This window comes from Mycobacterium sp. 1465703.0 (genome assembly GCF_001672975.1).
In the GTDB taxonomy this organism is placed as follows: domain Bacteria; phylum Actinomycetota; class Actinomycetes; order Mycobacteriales; family Mycobacteriaceae; genus Mycobacterium.
This window is the reverse complement of record NZ_LZKU01000254.1, coordinates 1-21,763: the sequence shown is the minus strand read 5'-3', so window position 1 is coordinate 21,763 and position 21,763 is coordinate 1. Positions and strand designations below refer to the sequence as shown.

Annotated in this window: 17 protein-coding genes; 8 read left to right on the top strand and 9 right to left on the bottom strand. The window is 67.4% G+C overall.

What is annotated here, in order from left to right; genetic code table 11:
- The first annotated feature begins 26 nt into the window (after positions 1 to 26).
- The gene (locus A5625_RS23965) at positions 27 to 1,736 is read left to right on the top strand and encodes an acyl-CoA dehydrogenase family protein (RefSeq protein ID WP_067000056.1); all 1,710 of its coding nucleotides are present in this window, start codon (positions 27 to 29) and stop codon (positions 1,734 to 1,736) included.
- 12 nt (positions 1,737 to 1,748) lie between these two features.
- Here the strand turns inward: A5625_RS23965 and A5625_RS23960 are convergent, their stop codons facing one another.
- Positions 1,749 to 2,660, bottom strand: coding sequence for a DUF5996 family protein (locus A5625_RS23960; RefSeq protein WP_197516212.1), 912 nt, complete (start codon positions 2,658 to 2,660; stop codon positions 1,749 to 1,751).
- A 215-nt stretch (positions 2,661 to 2,875) separates the two neighbouring features.
- Here A5625_RS23960 and A5625_RS23955 point away from each other — a divergent pair, with 215 nt between their 5' ends.
- Together A5625_RS23955 and A5625_RS23950 are read left to right on the top strand one after the other, a co-directional pair.
- Positions 2,876 to 3,559: a TetR/AcrR family transcriptional regulator gene (locus A5625_RS23955; RefSeq protein ID WP_067000054.1), complete on the top strand. Its 684-nt coding sequence runs from the start codon at positions 2,876 to 2,878 to the stop codon at positions 3,557 to 3,559.
- Positions 3,556 to 4,497 (top strand): R2-like ligand-binding oxidase, encoded by a 942-nt coding sequence (locus A5625_RS23950; protein ID WP_067000051.1) that lies wholly within the window; start codon positions 3,556 to 3,558, stop codon positions 4,495 to 4,497. Before A5625_RS23955 ends, A5625_RS23950 begins: the two co-directional genes overlap by 4 nt.
- 4 nt (positions 4,498 to 4,501) lie before the next feature.
- Here A5625_RS23950 and A5625_RS23945 read toward each other — a convergent pair whose 3' ends face one another.
- Positions 4,502 to 5,920 carry an NADP-dependent succinic semialdehyde dehydrogenase gene (locus tag A5625_RS23945; RefSeq protein ID WP_067000048.1) on the bottom strand — a complete coding sequence of 473 codons (1,419 nt, stop codon included), beginning with the start codon at positions 5,918 to 5,920 and terminating at the stop codon, positions 4,502 to 4,504.
- Positions 5,921 to 6,011: 91 nt separating this feature from the next.
- On the opposite strand from A5625_RS23945, the gene A5625_RS23940 reads away from it, so the two are divergent.
- Complete coding sequence (locus A5625_RS23940; RefSeq protein WP_067000046.1) at positions 6,012 to 7,658, top strand: acetolactate synthase large subunit; 1,647 nt, start codon at positions 6,012 to 6,014, stop codon at positions 7,656 to 7,658.
- 38 nt (positions 7,659 to 7,696) lie between these two features.
- Here A5625_RS23940 and A5625_RS23935 read toward each other — a convergent pair whose 3' ends face one another.
- The 5 genes from A5625_RS23935 to A5625_RS23915 form a co-directional block, all read right to left on the bottom strand.
- A complete protein-coding gene (locus tag A5625_RS23935) occupies positions 7,697 to 7,912 on the bottom strand; it encodes an excalibur calcium-binding domain-containing protein (protein ID WP_067000041.1) in 216 nt (71 codons plus the stop codon).
- A 116-nt stretch (positions 7,913 to 8,028) separates the two neighbouring features.
- A complete protein-coding gene (locus A5625_RS23930; RefSeq protein WP_067000038.1) occupies positions 8,029 to 9,495 on the bottom strand; it encodes a lipase maturation factor family protein in 1,467 nt (488 codons plus the stop codon).
- 87 nt (positions 9,496 to 9,582) lie between these two features.
- Positions 9,583 to 13,794: an alpha-(1->3)-arabinofuranosyltransferase gene (locus A5625_RS23925; protein ID WP_067000035.1), complete on the bottom strand. Its 4,212-nt coding sequence runs from the start codon at positions 13,792 to 13,794 to the stop codon at positions 9,583 to 9,585.
- 175 nt (positions 13,795 to 13,969) lie between these two features.
- Positions 13,970 to 14,143, bottom strand: a complete 174-nt coding sequence (locus A5625_RS23920) for a DUF2613 domain-containing protein (RefSeq protein WP_007769006.1) — start codon at positions 14,141 to 14,143, stop codon at positions 13,970 to 13,972.
- A 92-nt stretch (positions 14,144 to 14,235) separates the two neighbouring features.
- Positions 14,236 to 14,439, bottom strand: coding sequence for a DUF2613 domain-containing protein (locus A5625_RS23915; protein ID WP_067000032.1), 204 nt, complete (start codon positions 14,437 to 14,439; stop codon positions 14,236 to 14,238).
- A gap of 108 nt (positions 14,440 to 14,547) precedes the next feature.
- Here A5625_RS23915 and A5625_RS23910 point away from each other — a divergent pair, with 108 nt between their 5' ends.
- The 3 genes from A5625_RS23910 to A5625_RS23900 all read left to right on the top strand — a co-directional run bounded on the left by A5625_RS23910 (position 14,548) and on the right by A5625_RS23900 (position 17,685).
- Positions 14,548 to 15,699 carry a glycoside hydrolase family 3 N-terminal domain-containing protein gene (locus tag A5625_RS23910; protein ID WP_067000029.1) on the top strand — a complete coding sequence of 384 codons (1,152 nt, stop codon included), beginning with the start codon at positions 14,548 to 14,550 and terminating at the stop codon, positions 15,697 to 15,699.
- 64 nt (positions 15,700 to 15,763) lie between these two features.
- Positions 15,764 to 16,405, top strand: coding sequence for a TetR/AcrR family transcriptional regulator (locus A5625_RS23905; RefSeq protein ID WP_067000025.1), 642 nt, complete (start codon positions 15,764 to 15,766; stop codon positions 16,403 to 16,405).
- 26 nt (positions 16,406 to 16,431) lie between these two features.
- Complete coding sequence (locus A5625_RS23900) at positions 16,432 to 17,685, top strand: chloride channel protein (protein WP_067000022.1); 1,254 nt, start codon at positions 16,432 to 16,434, stop codon at positions 17,683 to 17,685.
- 75 nt (positions 17,686 to 17,760) lie between these two features.
- On the opposite strand, the gene A5625_RS23895 is transcribed toward A5625_RS23900, so the two are convergent.
- Positions 17,761 to 18,603, bottom strand: coding sequence for a MaoC/PaaZ C-terminal domain-containing protein (locus tag A5625_RS23895; protein WP_067000019.1), 843 nt, complete (start codon positions 18,601 to 18,603; stop codon positions 17,761 to 17,763).
- A 24-nt stretch (positions 18,604 to 18,627) separates the two neighbouring features.
- Positions 18,628 to 19,992 carry a 3-oxoacyl-ACP reductase gene (locus A5625_RS23890; RefSeq protein ID WP_067000017.1) on the bottom strand — a complete coding sequence of 455 codons (1,365 nt, stop codon included), beginning with the start codon at positions 19,990 to 19,992 and terminating at the stop codon, positions 18,628 to 18,630.
- 154 nt (positions 19,993 to 20,146) lie between these two features.
- Here A5625_RS23890 and A5625_RS23885 point away from each other — a divergent pair, with 154 nt between their 5' ends.
- Complete coding sequence (locus A5625_RS23885) at positions 20,147 to 21,490, top strand: acetyl-CoA C-acetyltransferase (protein WP_067000014.1); 1,344 nt, start codon at positions 20,147 to 20,149, stop codon at positions 21,488 to 21,490.
- The last annotated feature ends 273 nt before the right edge of the window (positions 21,491 to 21,763 follow it).

Genomic DNA, 21,763 nt, shown 5'->3' with positions numbered 1-21,763 from the left:
GTCGACAACTCGCTGGGAGTCACGTCATGTTGCTCAATCCGAACCATTTGCAACGCCAGTACCCAGACCGCCGCTCGGGGGAGATGATGGCGGCGACGGTGGACTTCTTCGAGTCGCGGGGAAAGGCCCGACTGAAGGCCGACGACCACGAACGCGTGTGGTACTCGGACTTTTTGGAACACGTCGGCCGGGAGCGCATCTTCGCATCGCTGCTGACACCGTCTGCCTACGGCGCCTCGGAAGCGGACGCCTGCCGCTGGGACACCTACCGGATCAGTGAGTTCGCCGAGATCGTCGGCTTCTATGGGCTGAACTACTGGTATCCCTTCCAGGTCACCGCCCTGGGCCTGGGCCCGATTTGGATGAGCGCCAACGAGGACGCCAAGCGCAAGGCCGCCGCGCTGCTGCAGGCCGGCGAGGTGTTCGCGTTCGGGTTGTCGGAGCAGACGCACGGCGCCGACGTGTACCAAACCGACATGAATCTGACGCCGTCGCCGCACGGCGGCTGGACCGCCACCGGGGAGAAGTACTACATCGGCAACGCCAACGTGGCGCGGATGGTCTCCACCTTCGGCAAGTTCGCCGGCACCGACGAGTACGTGTTCTTCGCCGCCGACTCGCAACACGATCGCTACCACCTGATCAAGAACGTGGTGAATTCACAGAACTACGTGGCCAACTACGCGCTGCGCGACTATCCGGTGACCGAGGCCGACATCCTGCACCGCGGCCCCGAGGCTTTCCACGCGGCCCTCAACACCGTCAACGTCTGCAAGTACAACCTCGGTTGGGGCGCGGTCGGCATGTGTACCCACGCGATGTACGAGGCGGTCACCCACGCCTCCAACCGCATCCTGTACGGCACCGTCGTCACCGACTTCACCCACGCGCGGCGGCTGCTCACCGACGCCTACGCCCGGCTGGTCGCGATGCGGCTGGTCGCCACCAGGGCCTGCGACTACATGCGCAGTGCGTCGGCCTCCGACCGCCGCTACCTGCTGTACAGCCCGCTCACCAAAGCCAAGATCACCAGCGAAGGCGAACGGGTCATCACCGCACTGTGGGACGTCATCGCCGCCAAGGGCGTGGAGAAGGACACCATCTTCGAGGCGATGACCCGCGAGATCGGCCTGCTGCCAAGGCTGGAGGGCACGGTCCACATCAACATCGGGCTGCTCGGCAAGTTCATGCCCAACTTCTTGTTCGCCCCCAACAGCGCCCTGCCGGTGATCGGCCGTCGCGACGATGCCGTCGACGACGCCTTCCTGTTCGCCCAGGGACCGACCGGCGGCCTGGGCAAGGTGCGCTTCCATGACTGGCGCGCACCGTTCGACAGCTTCGGGCATCTGCCTAACGTCGCGCTGCTGCGCTCGCAGATCGACGTGCTCGCCGAGATGTTGGCCAGCGCCACCCCTGATGCCGCGCAGCAGAAGGACATCGACTTCGCCTTCGCCGTCGGACAGTTGTTCGCGACGGTGCCCTACGCCCAACTCATCCTGGAAGAGGCCGGGCTCTCGGGTGTCGATGATGGGTTGCTCGACGAGATCTTCGCCGTGTTGGTCCGCGACTTCAACGCCTATGCCGTAGAGCTGTCCGACAAGCCCGCGACGACGGATGCACAGGCCCGCTTCGCGCTGCGGATGATCCGCCGGCCCGCCCACGATCCGGCGCGCTACGACCAGACCTGGAAGGACCACGTGTTGCCGTTGAGCGGCGCCTACCGGATGCGCCCCTGAGCCGAACCCGCCTCACGCGCGAGTCTGGTAGGTCTTCCAGCGATCGGGGTCGTCTTCGAGCGCAGCTCGGTCCCAGCCGGCGTGCACTGCCGCCGCCTCGTAGGTGTCCTGCAAGAACTCGAGCAGAGTCTGGTCGGGGTCATTCGCCTGCCGCACCGCTTCATATGGCAGCAAGTATTCACCGAGATCCTTGTCGTAGCCGGCTTGCTCGGGACGCACCGGGTGCTCGGCGAAGCCGTCGGGTTCTGGATAGGCGTAGGCGTAGAAAGCGCCCTCATCACCGCCGCCGGGAAAGAATCCGCAGCTGCTCAGTTCTCGCGAATAGCCCTCGACCATCACCCAGTCTCCGCAATTGGGTGCCCCGCCCGGGTGGCGGGGCGCGCCGCGCCCAGAGAACCTGGTGCACGCGAGATCCATTGCACCCCAGAAGAAGTGGACCGGACTCACCTTGCCCATGAACCGGGACCGAAACTGGCCGAGCACGCGGTTGGCGGCAAGTAGCTGACGCCAGAACAGCTCCGCCGCATCACGGTCGTACGACGCGTGTTCGACATCCTCGGCGAACGGTATGGCCGGGTCTACCTCGTTGGGGTGCGCCTGGATGCGGGTGGACAATCCCAGCTCGTCGAGTGCCTGCATCGTTTGGGAGTAGAACTCGGCCACCGATTTGGGTTCCAGGCGCACACTGCGGGTCGCACCGGTGCTGCTCCGGATCGCCAGCACGTGGTCGATGAAATCGAACTCGATATCGAAGGCCGCCGTCCCGTACGGGATCGTCGATGTCGTCAAGCCGCGCGCAGTCACATATGAGGTGACCTGCCACCAGTGGTTGACCAGCGGCGAATGGACCAATCGGATCTTGCCGACAATCTGAGCCCACATGTGCAGTGTTTGTCTTGTCTCCGTCCAGTCGTCGACCCGCAGGCTGGGCCACGCAACGTTGTCGTTGTGGTGCGTCGTCACGATCACTCCTCGGCTCTATTCGGCGGGGTCGCCATCACCGATAGTGCTCGCTTGCCGGGTTTCTCGCCCAGCGTTCGGTCTGGCCGCCCGGCGCCGGTGTCGCAGACCGATGCGGCCCTTGACTGTGGCGTGGCTCACAGTAAAATGACCAGTGGTCATTCTGTTGAGGAGGCGCATTGCCGACTGTCACCTGGGCGCGGGTCGATCCCGCCCGTCGCGCCGCGATCATCGAAGCCGCGGAGTCGGAGTTCGGGGCGCATGGGTTCTCCCGCGGCAGCCTGAACGTCATCGCGCGTCGTGCCGGGGTCGCCAAGGGCAGTCTGTTCCAGTACTTCGCGGACAAGCGCGACCTGTATGCGTTCATCGCCGACATCGGCAGCCAGCGGGTGCGGGCTTACATGGAGGACCGCATCCGCGAACTCGACTCGACCCGGCCTTTCTTCGACTTCCTGACCGACTGGCTCGACGCGTGGGTGGCCTACTTCGCCGACCACCCGCACGAACGCGCGTTGCACGCCGCGGCGACCCTGGAGGTCGACACCGAAGCCCGCGTCAGCGTGCAGAACGTCATTCACCGTCACTACCTGGAAGTGATGCGCCCGCTGGTCCGCGACGCCCACCTGCGCGGCGACCTGCGCGCGGACTCAGACACCGACGCGCTGTTGTCGTTGCTGTTGTTGATCTTTCCGCACCTGGCATTGGCGCCCTACATGCGCGGCCTGGATCCGATTCTCGGGCTCGACGAGCCCACACCCGAACAGCCGGCGCTGGCAGTGCGCCGGCTGGTCGCTGTGCTGGCGGCCGCTTTCTCGGCGCCGTCAACCATCGCAGCCCCCAAACGATCTGAGGAGGTCACATGAATCGCACCCGAATCGCCTCGATGGCCGAGGGCGGGCTCAACTGGGACAGCTTGCCGCTCAAGCTGTTTGCCGGCGGCAACGCAAAATTCTGGAATCCGGCCGACATCGACTTCTCCCGCGACCGGGAGGATTGGGAACGCCTCACCGACGACGAACGCAGCTATGCGACCCGGTTGTGCGCCGAGTTCATCGCCGGCGAGGAATCGGTGACGCAGGACATTCAGCCGTTCATGGCCGCGATGCGGGCCGAGGGCCGGCTCGGCGACGAGATGTATCTGACGCAGTTCGCCTTCGAGGAGGCCAAGCACGTCCAGGTGTTCCGCATGTGGCTCGATGCCGTCGGCATCACCGACGATCTGCACAGCTTCCTGGAGGACGTCCCCACCTACAAGACGATTTTCTACGAGGAGTTGCCGGATTGCCTGAACGCGCTGACGCTTGATCCGTCACCGGCCGCCCAGGTCCGCGCGTCGGTCACCTACAACCACATGGTCGAAGGGATGCTGGCGCTCACCGGCTACTTCGGCTGGCACAAGATCTGCGTGGAGCGCGGCATCCTGCCCGGCATGCAGGAGTTGGTCCGGCGCATCGGCGATGACGAGCGGCGCCATATGGCGTGGGGCACCTTCACCTGCCGCCGCCACGTCGCCGCCGACGACGCCAACTGGGGCGTCTTCGAGACCCGGATGAACGAGCTGATGCCGCTGGGGTTGCGGCTGATCGAGGAGGGCTTCGCACTCTACGACCCGATGCCCTTCAACCTGTCGCTGGACGAGTTCATGCAGTACGCCAGCGACAAGGGGATGCGGCGGTTCGGCACCATCTCCAGCGCGCGGGGCCGCCCGCTCGGCGAGATCGACCTGGACTACTCGCCGCTGCAGCTCGAGGACACCTTTGCCGACGAGGACGAGAAGCTGCTGGCGGGGGTGTCCGCCTAGCAGCTCACTCGACCTTGTTGTCGCCGGCTGAGGAGCCGCTCTCGGATTCGCCGACCCACACGGTCTTGGCGTTGACGAACGCGCGAATACCCAGGCCTGCGAGTTCGCGGCCGTACCCGGATCGTTTGACGCCGCCGAACCCCAGTTCGGGATAGGACACCGTCATCCCGTTGATGAAGACCTGGCCCGCCTCGATGTCATCGATGAACCGCTGCTGTTCGGCCTCGTCGTTGGTCCAGGCGTTGGAGCCCAAGCCGAAGGTGGTGGCGTTGGCGATCTCGATGGCTTCGTCGATGTCGGCCGCTCGGTACATCGACGCGACCGGGCCGAACACCTCCTCGGTGTACAGGGCCATGTCCTTGGTGATGTCGGTGACCACCGTCGGCGGGTAGTACCACCCCGGCCGGTCGAGGGGCTTGCCGCCGAGCCGGATGGTGGCGCCCGCTGCGGCGGCGTCCTCGACCTGCTTGGCGATCTCGTCGCGGCCCGACTCGGTGGCCAGCGGGCCCACGTCGGTGTCCGGGTCGGTCGGGTCGCCGACGATCAGTGCCTGCATCTGCTCGGTGAACTTGTCGACGAACGCGTCGTAGATGTCGGTGTGGACGATGAAACGCTTTGCGGCGATACAGGATTGGCCGTTGTTCTGCACCCGGGCGGTGACCGCGGTCTTGGCGGCTTCATCCAGGTTCGCCGACGGCATCACGATGAACGGGTCGCTGCCGCCGAGCTCCAGCACGGTCGGCTTGATCTCGTCACCGGCGATGGCCGCCACCGATTGGCCGGCCGGTTCGCTGCCGGTCAGGGTGGCCGCGGCCACCCGCGGATCGCGCAGGATGCGCTCGACGGCGCTGGAGGAGACGAGCAGGGTCTGGAAACACCCGTCGGGGAAACCGCCGCGGCTGATCACATCGGCCAGATACAGCGCGCTCTGGGGGACGTTCGACGCGTGCTTGAGGATCCCGACGTTGCCGGCCATCAGTGCCGGCGCGGCGAACCGCACGGCCTGCCAGAGCGGGAAATTCCATGGCATCACGGCCAGCACCACCCCGAGCGGCTGATAGCGGGTGTAGGCCTTCTTGGCGCCCACCGCCTTGGCGTCGGCCGGCTCGTCGGCCAGCAGCTGCTCGGCGTTTTCGGCGTAGTAGCGAAAACCCTTGGCGCACTTAAGCGCTTCCGCCTTGGCGGACTTCAGCGTCTTGCCCATCTCCAGCGTCATCATGGCGGCGACCTCGTCGGCCTCCGCTTCCAGCAGGTCTGCGGTGGCGTTTGCCCACTGCGCCCGCTGGGCAAACGTGGTGTTGTGGCGGTAGTCGAGGAAGCGCTCATAAGCGCGGGCGATCGCGGCGTCGACTTCGTCGTCGGTGGCCGGGGTGAAGGTCTTCACTGTCTCGCCGGTAGCCGGGTTAATGGTGGCGATGGGCACGTCGGCCCTCCTTCATCAGGTTCGTGTCGCTTAGTGGGCGGAAAGTCCAACACCTAGCCTGCCACTATCGTTCCCCTAACGGAGGTGTCGGATGAGTAAAGCCGCTGAGCTGATCGTCAAGTGCCTGGAAAACGAGGGTGTTTCCGTGGTGTTCGGGTTACCCGGCGAGGAGAACATCCGCTTCGTGCAGGCACTGGCGGCATCACACATCCGCTATGTGCTCACCCGGCACGAGCAGGCGGCCTCCTTCATGGCAGAGATGTACGGGCGGGTCACCGGCCGGGCCGCGGTGGTGTCGTCCACGCTGGGGCCGGGCGCGATCAACATGCAACTCGGTGTGGCCGATGCCACCACGAACAGCACTCCGCTGGTCGCCATCTCCGCGCAGGTGGGCCACGACCGGGAGTTCAAGGAGTCGCATCAGTACGTCGACCTGGTGTCGATGTTTGCCCCCATCACCCGGTGGGCGGCCGGCATTCCGACCGCGCGCGCCATCCCCGAGATGGTCCGCAAGGCGTTCAAGCTCGCCGAGTCCGAACGGCCGGCCGCGGTCTACCTCGCGGTGCCCGAACACATCGACGCCGACGACACCGACTACGACCTGGGGCCGTTGCCGCGCAACGTCGTCCGCCCCGATGCGCCGGCGCCCCGCCAGGTGGCCCGTGCCGTCGACGTCCTGCGCAGCGCTCAGCGCCCGGTGGTGCTGGCCGGGCACGGCGCCGCCCGCGCCGACGCCACCAAAGCCCTGGTGCGCTTCTCCGAAGAATTCGGCATCCAGGTCGCCAACACCTTCCACGGCAAGGGCGTCATGCCGGACGATCACCCAAACAGCATCGGGACGCTGGGCTTCATGCGGCACGACTACGTCAACTTCGGGTTCGACCACGCCGACGCCGTCATCGCCGTCGGCTATGAATTGCAGGAATTCGACCCGGTCCGGATCAACCCGCAGGGCGACAAGAAGATCATTCACATTCACCGGTTCCCGGCCGAGGTCGACGCGCACTATTCGGTCGACGTAGGCATCATCGGCGACATCAGCGATTCGCTGAACGCACTCACCGACGCGCTGTCCGGCCACAACTTCGCTCACGCCGCCGATGTGCCCGGATCGGGATTGTTGTCCGAGGAATTCGAACGGGGTCAACAGGATTCGCGCTATCCGCTGGCGCCCGCCCGGGTGGTCGCCGACACCCGCGCGGCGCTGGGTCGCAGCGACGTCGTGCTGGTCGACACCGGCGCCACCAAGATGTGGATGGCCCGGCTGTACCCGACCTACGAGCGGAACACCTGCCTGATCTCAAACGGCTTGTCCACCATGAGTTTCGCGCTGCCCGGGGCGCTGGGCGTCAAGCTGGCACAGCCGGAGTCCAAGGTGCTGGCCGTCGTCGGCGACGGAGCGTTCCTGATGAACTCGCAGGAGATCGAGACGGCCGTGCGAGAGCGGATCCCGCTGGTGGTGCTGATCTGGGACGACGGCGGATACGGCCTCATCGAGTGGAAAATGGATCTCGAACTCGGATCGCACTACTACGTGAAGTTCGGCAACCCCGACGTGGTGAAATACGCCGAAAGCTTCGGCGCCAAGGGATACCGGATCAACAACGCCGATGAACTGCTGCCGACGCTGCGGACCGCGCTCGATGATGACGGTGTTTCGCTGATCAGTTGCCCGGTCGACTACTCCGAGAACCTGCGGCTGACCGACCGCCTCGGCGAATTGGACGAAACGCTGTAATCGCGGCCTTTGCCCGCCGTTAAAAGGCCCGCGATTATTTAGCCCTCGCAGGCGATACCGTCGTTGTCCCGGTCCATCTTGGATTGGTAGTCAGGGTCACCCTTGGGGATGTTGTACCGCCCGTCCTTGTGCGCCTCGGTGCAGTTCCGGTACGGCCCGCTCGCGCTTGCCATAGGAGCACTGACGGTGGCCCCGGTGATAATCCCCAGCGCCGCGGCAGCGACGAGCAGTGCGCGAATCACGATGGTGTACATCCCTTCTGATGCTGACCTCGCTGTGAGGTCGCCGCAGAATGTAGCGTGCCGTTGCTTCGCTCCGTGGGGTTTTGATCGGGTGCAGAGTGTGATCTCGATCGCACCGCAGCGCTGTCCTACCAGAAGTAGTCGTGGGCGCGCGGATCTGAGGTCGACAGACTCACTGGCGGCACATAGCCGCCGACCAGGTCGCGATGCCACCACGCCCGGTCGCGCCGCAACTCGGGCGGTGTGGTGAAGCGGTACCGGTAGAGCTGTGCCCGCACGAATCGGGGCGGCGAATCGGGAAAGGGGTTGCGCCGCAACAAACGCAGGGTCGGGCGATCGTTTTGCAGAAGTCGTTGCAGGAACGGTCTCAACCACGGCTGCGCGTAGCCTGGCGAGATCGCGGCGAACCACATCAACCAGTCCAGGCGCAGATGATAGGGAGCCCACTGGCGCGGCAGCCGCCGTACCGAGCCCGGCTTACCTTTGAATTCGTACTCTTTCCAGACGGTTTGGCCGGTGATGACCGCGTCGTCGGTGCCTTCGATCACCACCTCCCGGCGGGTTCGTCCGATGCTGCCGAAGGCGCCGTAGGTGTTGACCAGGTGGAATGAGTTGAACGACATGTTCATTCGCTGCCGCGAGGACAACATGTTGGCCATCGGCCAGTAGCTCATGAACAGCACCGCAGCGGTGACCGCGACCACCAGAGCGACGAACCACAGCGGCGTCGGCGCCAGACCCGGGTGGGCCGGCACAAGGCTTTTGGGCAGTAGGACCGCAACCGACGAGTCGTCGATGGCGCTGAACGCCAGCACGATCGTCACCCAATTGAGCCAGGCGAAATTGCCCGAGGCCACCAGCCACAACTGGGTGACGACGATGATCCCGGCGGCCACACTGGCGATTGGCTGCGGCGCGAACAATCCGAACGGCACGATCAGTTGCGCGAAATGGTTGCCCGCCACCTCGACCCGATGCAGTGGCTTGGGCAGATGGTGGAAGAACCAGCTCAACGGCCCCGGCATGGGTTGCGTCTCATGGTGGTAGTACAAGCAGGTCAGATCGCGCCAGCACGGGTCGCCGCGCATCTTGATCAGGCCCGCACCGAATTCGACCCGGAACAACAGCAGTCGAATCATCCACAATGTCAGCACCGGTGGTGCCACGTCGTGGTTGCCCAGGAAGATCATCAAAAATCCGGTCTCCAGCAGCAGCGATTCCCAGCCGAACGAATACCAGGTCTGGCCAACGTTGACGATCGACAAATAAAGCACCCACAGCGTCAGCCACATCAACATCGCAGCCCACAGCGGCACCGCGTCGGCGGCCCCGACGACGATCGCCGCCGACAGCGCCGCGCCGAACCAAGAGACGGTCGAAAACAGCCGATCGGAATAGTGCAGATGAAACAGGCTCGGCGTCCGCCAAAACGATTGCCTCGCCAGGTACTGCGGGATGGGCAGGATGCCGCGCTCGCCGATGAGGGCGCGGAACTGGACCGCGGCCGCGAGGAATCCCAGCAGGTAGATCGCCGCGGCGCCCCGCTCGAGCACCAGTCTGCCCACCCAATATTCGGGTGCGGAAAACCAGTCCATGGCGCTAACTCCTCGGTTGGTGACGGTTACGCCAACCCGCATATCCAGTCAATCAGCCGGTAAACGGCTAGCCAATAGCCCTGACGACTATTCGTCGCCGCGCTCGCCCGTCCGATCACCCCGCCGATGTGGTATTGCCACAACCGAAGCGGCAAGCACCGTAAGCGAAATCAGTGCCAGCAGTTGCACACTCGCGGAATGGCCGGCGTAACCGTCCGGCGAGCGCCAAGGCCGCCGGGACAGCGCCGCACCGGCCAGAATCAGGCCACCGGCGCTGCACACGACGCTGAGGCGTTCCCAGGGCCGCCTCCGCAACGCGTACCGCAAACCCAGGGCGGACCCCATCGCAACCAGACCGCCCACGCCGGCGATGACTGTCCCGGCGGCCAATGCGGGAACCGCCGCCCAGGCGCCGGGCCGCCACGGTTGCGCGGGCGCGGCTTCGTCGTCGGCGTCCTTTCGTCGCGTCCGCCAAAGCGCGAGCAGCGCCAGCAGCGGCAGCAGCGCCAGTCCCACGGCGAGACCCGCGCGATAGAGCGCGTTGGAGGCGAACGTCAGCGTGATGGTGCCCGGGTCGCCCGCCGGCACCACCCAGCCCTGCTGCCACCCGTTGACGGCGATCGGCGTCAAGCGGGCCCCGGTTCCGGTGTGCGCCACCCACCCTGGGTTGATGCTTTCCGGGATGACCAGAATCCGTGCGGTGGCCGAGGCGGGAGCCTGCACTTCGCGCCGATCCGGACCCCACGCCAGCCACGACGAAATACGCACGGGCCGTGGGGCTTCGGCGGTGGGCCGGGTTGCCAGCTCGGCGCCGTCCACGACGAACTGGGCGCCGGGGCTGATCAACAATTCCTGTTGGCCGGCGGGCAGCGCGATCGGGTCGCGTTCGCACGGCACCGCCGCGACGGGCGCGTCATCGAGGATCGCCCCGACCGTGGTGTGGATCGCGGTGTGTACGAACCGGCCTGCGACCGCGATGACGGGTCCGCGCTCGCAGCCGACGGCGATCTCCCGGCTGCGGTTGCGGCCGGGATCGGCGGGTGCGATCGGGTTGCCGTCGGCGCCGAGCGCCACCGCCTCAGCCAGCCCGGGCGGCTTCAGCTGGTCAAAACCCAACGCGTTGCGGTCGATGACGTCTTGCCAATCCAGCAGGCTGATGGTCACCGTGTCGGTCACCCGCGGTTTGAGCGGCACCGTCTGCGCCCGGTCCGCCCCGTCGCCGTCGGATGCCAATCGGACGGCTTGGGGGCCGTCGCCCAGGTTGACGGCCACCATCGTGGGACGCACCGGCAATGCCGACCGGCTGGGAACCAGCCGCACGCCGGTGACCTCGGTGGCGTGCGGCAGCCTGAGCGTCAGACTCGGTGGGCTCTTGTGCTGCACCACCCGTTGCGGCGCCGTCCACGCGGTGGCCGGGTCGCCGTCGGTGGCCGCATAGGCCGAGCCGAGCACGTCCACCGTATCCGAATCACCTTGCGCGGCAGTGGTATTCGGCTCGGTGATCAGGTCGGCCAGTTTGGGGCTCTGCCGCGGCCGCACCCATACCGTCGGGGTCACCGACATCGGCGCCGGCACGCTCAGCGTGCGGCTGAAGTTGACCGGCTCCTCCGGAACCAGGGCCATCGAGGGTGCGCACCGCACATTGTCCGGGGCGGCCGCGCAACCCGGTCTGCCCAACAGCTCCGATCCCAGGTCCCATCCCGCGATCGGCGAACCGGGCGGCGGCCCGGGCACCCGCACGGTGTGCCGTAGGTCGACCTGGTGGGCGAACCCGGACGCGTCGTACTGGGTGATCGACAGGTCGGTGATGCCGAACTGCACCCCGGCGGAACCGTCGTCGGTGCCTGCGGCGGTGATCCGCACCCATGGGGTTTCGCCGTAGGGGAGTGCGGCGGCAAGCGGCTTGCCCGGCTCGTCGAAGCGCAAAGTGGTGCTGCCGGTCGCGGTTTCGACGAGGATGCGGCGCACCTGGGCGCCGACCGCGGTGGCGCTGGGCGTCAACGTGATGGCGGCGTTGGTCACCGGGTGGTCGAAATCGATCCGCATCCATTGACCGACCGCGGCCTGCAGCGAGTTGGACACCCATGCGGTCGCCGAGTCGCTGTCGATCGCGGCGGCCGGCGAGTTCGCCGGTGCGACATCGGGCATCGCAGTGGAATCCGACGACGAACTCGACACCGTGATGCGGCCACCGGTCCAGGCACCGGTCACCGGGTCGGCGCCCGGGACGGGATAGTCGGGCACCCGGTTGTAGGTGTGCCGCGCATCGCCGGGGGCCCGGATAGCCGACGAATGTTGGTCCACCCGGCCGTAATCCGTCTCACGCGCCGTCGGAGTGTCGGTAATGGTCACACCGGCGTTGGTCGGGGGCAGCCCGGCACCCCGCGCGTCGGCGGTCATCAGCAACGGGCCCAGCGGCGACCGGCCCAGCAGCCGCCGCCGCTCGTCGAGGCGCAGCAGCGCCTCGGGGCCGCCGTCGACCCGGGCCAGCCGATCGGCATCGACGAAATACGGTGTGCCGGGGTCGCTTTCGCCGCCGACGGAGAAAATCTCGACCGCCGGGTATCGGGGCCGCAGTCCGCTGTCCGTGACGAAACCGGCCAGGGTGCCGGGCCCGACCGAGTCACCGAACTGGGCGACTTTGTGTAGTCCGGGTGATCCGTCGATGGCCCGATGCACCAGGATCGGGCGCGCCGACCGCGATGTGTCGGGGTCCAGGTCGTTGCGCACCACCAGGTATGAAATGCCTTGACGGGCAAGGGTGTCGGCCAGGCCAACCGAGGGCCGCCCGGCGGCGAACAACCGCTGCACCGAATCCAGCGCCCGGATGGTCTGCGGCGGAGTCAACGGGATGGAATCGCGCACCCCCCACGGGCTGGCACCCAGTACCTGCAGCGGCTCGTCATGGCTGGTGCCCCAGACCTGAGTGGCGAACGGCGCGCCGGGAACCACGAGCACCCGCCCCGGCGTCGGCGTCCCGGTGTTGTGCTCGGTGAGCCAGTCGGCAGCCTGGTGCCAGTACTGCGGGATTGCGGTGAACGTTCCCGGCGGGGTCAGCCGACCGGTCCACGCCAGCGACGTGCTGACCATCAGCGCGGTAACCACCACGATCGCCGTCGCCACCCGTCGGTCCCGCTCCGGGTGCGCGAAGGCGCGCAGCCATACCGGCAACGGGGCGTTGCCCGGTAACGGGATGCGGCCCAGCAGCTGTGCCAGGCCCAGCGCCACCGGGATCCTGATCACCGACCCCAGCTTGTGCACGTTGCGCAGCGGTGCGCCGCCGGCGTCCAGGAAGGCCTGCACCGCGTGCGCCACCGGCGAACCCAGCCCGCCGCTGTATCCGGCGGCCATCAACACCACGCCGACCAACAGCATCGTCACCAACCGCCCACGCGCCGGCATGGCCGGGCCGGCCAGCCCCGCCAGCCCGGCCGCCGCGACCAGGCAGGTACCCAGGACGGCCGCCGATCCGGTCACCAGCGGAGCCCCCGCGGTGGCGGTCGGCGCCACGTACGGCGTCCAGGCTTCGGTACCGCGCAACATCTCGACCAGCGACGACCATTGCGTCGTCACACCCGACGATTCGATGAAGTCCAGGAACGGAGGGCTGATCGCACGCAGCAGTACCAGCGCCACCACCCACCACAGGGTGGCCAGCACCAGCGCCACCAGCCACCACCCGGTGTACCGCCACCACAACCGGTTCGGCCGGTGGCATGCCCACCAGATCACCGCAGGCAGGCAGCCGGCCAGGGTCGCGATGGCGTTGACCGCGCCCATCAGTGCGACGGCCAGACCCGCTTGCGCGGCCAGCGCGCGCACCGACCTGTCGGAGGTGGCCCGCAGGGCGATGATCGTGGGCAGTAACACCCACGGCGCCAACATCATTGGCAGGGTTTCCGACGAGATCGATCCGAGCGTGGTGAGCACCCGCGGCGACAGCGCGAATGCGGCCGCAGCGATCACCCGTGACGCCGGGCTGCCGATCCGCAGCGCCTCGGCGACCCGCAGCAGTCCCCAGAAGCCGACGGTGAGCAGCAGCGCCCACCACAGCCGCTGGGTGATCCAGCCGGGCACTCCCAGCAGATGCCCGATCAGAAAAAATGTGCCGTGCGGAAACAGGTAACCGTAGGCCTGGTTCTGCGCCTGCCCGAACGGCAACTCGCTGTTCCACAGATTGGTCGCTCGGGCCAGGAATCGCAGCGGGTTCGCCGTCAGGTCGAGTTTGGTGTCGGGGGAGATCCGCCCGGGTGATTGCGCGAAGGTCAGGGCTAGTGCGATCGTGCCGACCAACAGCAGCCACCGGCGCGACGCCGGTCCGCCAGTCGCGTACGAGACCGCCGCTGAACTCCCCGTTCGCGGCGCTGAATCGGAGGGCGATGACCCGCTGCGCCCGGCTCCGCCGCGCTTGCGATCGCCGGGGTCAAATGGCGGCGACCCGCTGCGCCCGGCTCCGCCGCGCTTGCGATCGCCGCTAGCTACGGTTTCCGTACTCGACCCGGTTGAGCACTGACGACTGCGGATCGCCCCCGGGAAGTGGCGGTTTCGTGTCTTGCTGGACCATCAAGGTGATTCCGAAGATCGCAGCCGCGCCGAGCAACAGGCCAACCACAACACTCGCTGCGGCGGGCGCAACGATCCGGTTCATCGACGGCTCCTGGGTCTGTGCGGGGTTTGCGGTCGCGGCTTTCAACCTGACGCCAACCTAGCAGAAGACCGCCCGGCCAAACCGAGCGCTGGTCACCGGCGCAGGCAGTGTCCGTGCCAGCAGCGGTCGCCGTATTCCACCTGATACGGCCCGGACGGAAGCGCAGGGCGCTGCAGGCTCGGCACCGGCGTCAGGCTGTGGTCAGCCACGGCAAGCGTGATCCCGACCGTGGTCGCGACCCCGGCGGACAAGCCCACCGCGATGCTGACCACGGCGGCCAACGTGAAACCCGTCATCGCTGGCTCCTCCCCGCCAGTCAGGGCACCCCGGCCCCCTGATCAGCAACGTACCGTTGATGCCCCCTGGCGCCCGGTACGAAACACCTGCCGTGAAAGCATGGCCCGATGGCATTTTCGCGCAGCTTCGCCGTGCTCGCAGCCGTGTCGGTGCTGGCGGCCGGCTGCGGCCACCACGCCGCGCGCCAGGCCCACCCGTCGACGTCGAGCAAGCCGGTGGCCGCGCCGGCGCCGAAGGTGTGCGCCGACGCGTCGGCGCTTCCGGCCACCCTGGGAATCCGCGACAAGCTGGCCCAACTGCTGATGGTCGGCGTGAAAAACGCCGACGACGCCCGGGCCGTCGTCAACGGCTACCACGTCGGCGGCATCTTCATCGGCAGCTGGACGGACCTGTCGATCTTCAAGGGGCCGCTGGCCGACATCACGGCCAAGGCCGGGCCGCTGCCGCTGGCGGTCAGCGTCGATGAAGAGGGCGGCCGGGTCTCGCGATTGAAGTCGCTGATCGGGACGTCGCCGTCGCCGCGCGAGCTGGCGCAGACGCAGACCCCCCAGCAGGTGCACGACCTGGCGGCCGACCGCGGCAAGAAGATGCACGACCTGGGCATCACCGTCGACTTCGCGCCCGTCGTCGACGTCAGCGACGAGCCCGACGACGCCGTGATCGGCAACCGTTCGTTCAGCGCGGATCCGGCCAAGGTCACCGAGTACGCGGGGGCCTATGCGCAGGGGTTGCGGGACGCCGGGCTGCTGCCGGTGCTCAAGCACTTTCCCGGCCACGGGCACGGCTCGGGTGATTCCCACAAGGGGGGCGTGCTCACGCCGCCGCTGGACGACCTGCAGAACAGCGATCTGGTGCCGTACCGGACCCTGGTGGCCGCGGCGCCGGTCGGGGTGATGGTGGGCCACTTGCAGGTTCCCGGGCTCACCGGTGATGACCCGGCCAGCCTGAGCCCCCAGGCGGTGCGGTTGCTGCGTGACGGGGTCGGCTACAAGGGCCCGCCGTTCACCGGTCCGGTGTTCAGTGACGACCTGTCCAGCATGGCCGCCATCTCCGACCGGTACGGGGTGTCGGAGGCGGTGCTGCGCAGCCTGCTCGCCGGTGTCGACGTCGCGCTGTGGGTCACCACCGACGAGGTGCCGGCCGTACTGGACCGGCTGCAGAAGGCGGTGGCATCCGGAGAATTGCCGGCGCGGCAGGTCGACGAGTCGCTGGTGCGGGTGGCGGCAATGAAGGGGCGCAGCGCGACCTGCGGACACTAGCGGGTGTGCGGCAAAAGCACATTGCTTACTCTTGAGTCAGATAGACGGGTTGGAGAGGCAAGCGATGGCCGGTGGCACCAAGCGGTTACCGCGTGCCGTCCGTGAGCAGCAGATGCTCGACGCCGCCGTGCAGATGTTCTCGGTCAACGGCTATCACGAGACCTCGATGGACGCCATTGCCGCCGAGGCGCAGATCTCCAAGCCGATGCTGTACCTGTACTACGGCTCCAAGGAAGACCTGTTCGGTGCCTGCCTGAACCGCGAGATGAGCCGGTTCATCGGCGCGGTGCGCGCCGACATCGATTTTCAGCAGAGCCCCAACGACATGCTGCGCAACACCATCGCCGCGTTCATGCGCTACATCGATGCCAACCGGGCGTCCTGGATCGTGATGTACACCCAGGCCACCAGCTCGCAGGCGTTCGCCCACATGGTCCGTGAAGGACGCGAGCAGATCATCGATCTGGTCGCCGGGCTGATGCGGGCGGGTAGCCGCAACCCGCGGTCTGAGCGCGAACACGAGATGATGGCCGTCGCGCTGGTGGGTGCGGGCGAGGCGGTCGCGAATCGGCTCAGCACCGGCGACGTCGACGTCGACGAGGCGGCCCAGCTGATGATCGACCTGTTCTGGTACGGCCTCAAGGGATCACCGGCCGAGCGGGAAGCGGCCGCCGAGGCGGCCGGCTCGGACGCCGCTGCCGACTAACCCCTAGATTCGTCCAGGTGGCCCGGATGAGCGACCCCAGCTCGAACCGCGGCAACCTCGACTTCTTCTGTGCGGTAATCATCGTCGGGTTGCTTGCCGGAGTTGCCGGATTGGCGACGACGTTCGTGCTGCGCGTCGTCCAGCACGCCACCTACAACTACAGCTTCGGCGCGATGCTGGCCGGGGTCGCGGCCAGCAGCCCGATACGCCGTGCAGTGGGCCCCATGATCGGCGGTGCGCTGGCGGCGCTGGGGTGGTGGCTGCTGCGGCGCCGGGCCGACGTGCCCCCGCTGGCGCCGACCATCGCCGGCCGTGAACCCGTGCCGCGGCTTTCCTGGAGCATCGACGCCATGCTGCAGGTGCTGCTGGTTGGATCGGGGGCCTCGCTCGGGCGAGAAGGCGCTCCACGTCAATTCGCCGCTGCGCTGGGTGATTTGGGAACCGGATGGCTCAAGCGGCTATCACCGCGCGACCGCGAGGTGCTGCTGGCCTGCGCGGCGGGAGCCGGCCTGGGCTCGGTGTATGCGGTCCCGCTGGCCGGCGCGCTGTTCTCGATTCGGATCTTGCTCCGCACCTGGCAGCCGCGGGCGGTGGGCGCGGCGTTCTTGTCCTCCGGCTTGGCGGTCGCCGTCGGTTCGGCCATCACCCGCAATCAACCCAACCTGCAGTGGCCGATCGAAGAGTCGACGTACCTGCTGACCGCGCACGGATTGCTGTTGGCGCCGGTGACTCTCGTGGTGGGTCTGGCCTTCAACCGGTTGATGGCCGCGGCACGACCGGCCCGCGAGATGCGGACCTGGGTGTTGGTCCCCGCGCTCGCCGGGGCGGGCCTGGTGATGGGTGTCTTTTCGCACTGGTGGCCCGAATTGCCCGGCAACGGGCGAAGCATCCTGACCGTCAGCTTGGCCAGCGGCATGACCTTGCTGTCGGCGCTGGCGATTCTGGCGCTCAAACCGTTACTGACAGCGCTGTTTCTGCGCGCCGGCGGGGCCGGCGGATTGCTGACGCCGTCGCTGGCCACCGGCGCGGCCGCCGGCGCGGCGGTGGTGCTGCTGATCAATTGGGCCGGCGGCACGCAGCTGCATGTGCCGGCGGTGTCGTTAGCCGGCGCCGCCGGCGTGCTCGCGGTGACCCAGGGGTCGCCGATCTGGGCGGCGATCTTCGTGTGGGAACTCGCCCGGCCACCGCTGTGGCTTTTTCTGCTGTTTTTGCTGACCGCTACCAGCGCCTACGCACTGAAAGTGCTTGCCCAGGGCCGCATTACGACGCACGCGGGCTAGCGGGTCGCCACCGTCGGCAACAGTGGCGATCGCGAGCGCGACGGAGTCGGGCGAAGCGGGTCGCCACCGCCGGCACTAGAGCGCCCGTACCGTGCCGGTCAGGTGTGGGTAGCCCTTGGCGATGTTGCGCAGCGAGAGATCCCAGCCGCCATCGTGTTCGTCGAGATACAGACCCGCGATCGCGGGCAGCACCACCGGCTTGCCGAACCGCACCGAATAGCGCACCGCATCGGGAAACAGAGCTTCGACGTTCGCCAATACCGCTGCGGCGGTGAACATTCCGTGTGCGATCACGGTCGGGAACCCGAACAGCTTGGCTGCGACCGGGTTGGTGTGGATCGGATTGTGATCGCCCCCGACCGCGGCGTAGCGCCGGATCAGCCCCGGGCTGATGCGCAGCACCGTGGACGGTGGCGGCAGCTTGGGCTGCTTCTGCGGGGGCGGCTTGGGCTCGTCGGACAGGCTGGTCCGCTGCTGATGCAGAAACGTCGTCACCTGATGCCAGGCGGTGTCGTTGCCGACGCTGACGTCGGTCACCAAATCGACCAGCAGACCCTTGCGGTGCTCGCGCAGGTTTTCGGCGTGCACACGCACGCCGACCGTATCGGTGACCGCGATCGGGCGGTATTGCGTGATGTGGTTTTCGGTGTGCACCGCTCCCATTGCGGCGAAAGGGAAGTCGAAGCCGGTCACCAGCGACATCAGCGCCGGAAAGGTCAGCGCGAACGGATAGGTCAGCGGCACGTGATTGCCGTAGCGCAATCCGGTGACACCCGCGTACTCGGCCACGTTGGTGCGGTCGATGGGCAATTCGTCGATCGTCACCGTGCGGCTGGGCAGCTCGCTTCCCCGGGACACCACCGGCAGGGCGCCGGCGGCCGCGCGCAGCATGTTCTTGAGGCCGCTTGGCTGGTTCATAACGTTCTCCTTGACAGCGGTTGTCTAGGCGCCCAGCATGGCCTGGCCGCAGACGCGAATAACGTTACCCGTCACCGCATTTGAAGCGGGGCTGGCGAAGTAGGCGATGGTTTCCGCGACGTCCACCGGCTGCCCGCCCTGCAGCAGCGAGTTCATTCGGCGTCCGACCTCGCGGGTGGCCAGCGGAATGGCGGCCGTCATCTGGGTTTCGATGAACCCCGGCGCGACGGCGTTGATCGTGATGCCCTTGCCGTACAGCTCGGGCGCCAGCGACTGAGTGAGGCCGATCATCCCGGCCTTGGTTGTCGCGTAATTGGTCTGGCCGCGGTTGCCGGCGATGCCGGCCATCGACGACAGCCCGACCACCCGTCCGCCCTCCCCGATTGTGCCGTTGGCCACCAGCCCCTCGGTAAGACGCAGCGGGGCAAGCAGATTGACCGCGAGGACGGCGTCCCAGCGAGCGTCGTCCATGTTGGCCAGCAGCTTGTCCCGGGTGATGCCGGCGTTGTTGACCAGGATGTCGGCGCGGCCGCCGTGGTGCTCGCGCAGGTGCTCGGTGATCTTGTCCACGGCATCCTCGGCGGTGACGTCGAGCCACAACGCGGTGCCCCCGACCCGGCTGGCCGTCTCGGCCAACGTCTCGGCAGCCGATTCGACGTCGATCGCCACCACGCGGGCACCGTCGCGGGCGAACACCTCGGCGATCGTCGCTCCGATGCCGCGGGCGGCGCCGGTGACGATGGCGACCTTGCCGTCCAGCGGCCGCTCCCAGTCTGCCGGAGGCGTGGAGTCCGCCTCTCCGACGTAGAAGACCTGGCCGTCGACGTAGGCGGACTTGGCCGACAAGATGAAGCGCATGGTCGATTCCAGGCCCGTCGCCGCCGGTTTGGCGTCCGGCGACAGGTACACCAGCGCCACCGTGCTGCCGTTGCGCAGTTCCTTGCCCAGAGAGCGGGTGAAGCCTTCGAGCGCGCGCTGCGCGATTCGTTCGTGCGGGCTGGCCGCGGCGTCGGGCGTGGTGCCGACCACCGCGACCCGCGCGGAATGACCGAGATTGCGCAGCAGCGGGGTGAAGAACTCGTAGAGCCCCCTGAGTCCCTCCGGCGTGGTGATGCCGGTGGCATCGAACACCAGGCCGCCGAACTTATCGGCCCAGCGACCGCCCAGGTTGTTGCCCACCAGGTCATAGTCGGCGTCCAGCGCCGCGCGCAGCGGTTCGACCACCCGCCCCTCGCCGCCGATCAGCAGCGCCCCTGCCAGCGGCGGTTCGCCGGCCCGGTAGCGGCGCAGCGGCTCGGGCTGGGGAACACCGAGCTGCTTGGCGAGAAAAGATCCAGGACCGGAATTGACGATCTGAGAGAACAGATCGGACGAAGCCTTGGGAGCCACCGGTAGCTACCTTTCATGTTCTTGCGAAGTCGGGGTATGCCTACAGCACAACCGTATCGGGGACGAACTTACTGCAGAGTAAGAACAGTGGGTAGTATGGCCCCAGACGGGCGATTCCCAAACCGAATAGACCGCAAAAACACGGAGAAGAATAGTGGCCCCTGCAAGTTCTGAGGCAAGTAAAGGGTCTGCTCAGCGCAGTTCTGAGCGGCGACGCGTGGCTGTGCTGGGTGGCAACCGCATTCCGTTCGCCCGGTCGGACGGCGCCTACGCGGAGGCGTCCAACCAGGACATGTTCACCGCGGCATTGGGTGGGCTGGTGGATCGCTTCGGACTGGCCGGTGAGCGGCTGGGCGTGGTGGTCGGCGGCGCGGTGCTCAAGCACAGCCGCGACTTCAACCTGACCCGTGAGTGTGTGCTGGGCTCGCAGCTGTCGTCTTACACGCCCGCGTTCGACCTGCAGCAGGCGTGCGGGACCGGGCTGCAGGCGGCCGTCACCGCCGCCGAGGGCATCGCGGCCGGCCGCTACGACGTGGCCGCGGCGGGGGGTGTGGACACCACCTCTGATGCACCTATCGGTCTGGGCGACAACCTGCGCCGCACCCTGCTCAAGTTGCGCCGGGCCAAGTCCAATCTCCAACGGCTGAAGCTGGTGGGCACGCTGCCTGCCACCCTGGGCGTCGAGATCCCGGTCAACAGCGAACCGCGCACCGGGCTGTCCATGGGGGAGCACCAGGCGCTGACCGCCAAGAAGATGGGCATCGCCCGCGTCGCTCAGGACGAACTGGCCGCTGCCAGCCACCGCAACATGGCGGCCGCCTATGACCGCGGCTTCTTCGACGACCTGGTCACGCCGTTCCTGGGGCTTTACCGCGACGACAACCTGCGTGCGGACTCGTCGGCTGAGAAGCTGGCCAAGCTGCGTCCGGTGTTCGGCGTGAAGGCCGGCGACGCGACGATGACGGCCGGCAACTCGACTCCACTGACCGACGGTGCGTCGGTGGCGCTGCTGGCCACCGACGAGTGGGCGGCCGCTCATTCGCTGACCCCACTCGCGTATCTGGTGGACTCCGAGACCGCGGCGGTCGACTACGTCAACGGACGCGACGGGCTGCTCATGGCGCCGACCTACGCGGTGCCGCGGTTGCTCGCCCGCAACGGCCTGAGCCTGCAGGACTTCGACTTCTACGAGATTCACGAGGCGTTCGCGTCGGTGGTGCTGTGTCACCTGCAAGCGTGGGAGTCCGAGGAGTACTGCAAGGAGCGGCTCGGCCTGGACGCCGCGCTGGGCTCGATCGACCGGTCCAAGCTCAACGTCAACGGCTCCTCGCTGGCCGCCGGCCACCCGTTTGCGGCTACCGGCGGACGAATCCTGGCTCAGGCGGCCAAGCAGCTTGCGCAGCGCAAGGCCGAGCAAAAGGGCGGCGCCACCGTGCGCGCCCTGGTCTCCATCTGTGCGGCCGGTGGCCAGGGCGTCGCCGCCATTCTGGAGGCCTGACCGGCTCCCCCGGCGGGCCATGAGTTGAGTCACATCGGGTTAGCACCGTAGGGGCGCGGGTATCCGACTCTTCGGATGGCCCCGTGTTGTGGTCTGACCCCCCGACCCCGACGGCAATACGGGGCATCCCCCGGAACGACTGCCCTGTCTATTGCGCGACGGGCGTCCGAAAAGGGCCGCCGCTGGAGTGAGGGGATCCAGCGGCGGCCTTTTTGCTGTTCGGCCTTCTATCGCGCCGTCTAGCACGGCCCGCTGAACGCAAAATCCCCCGCT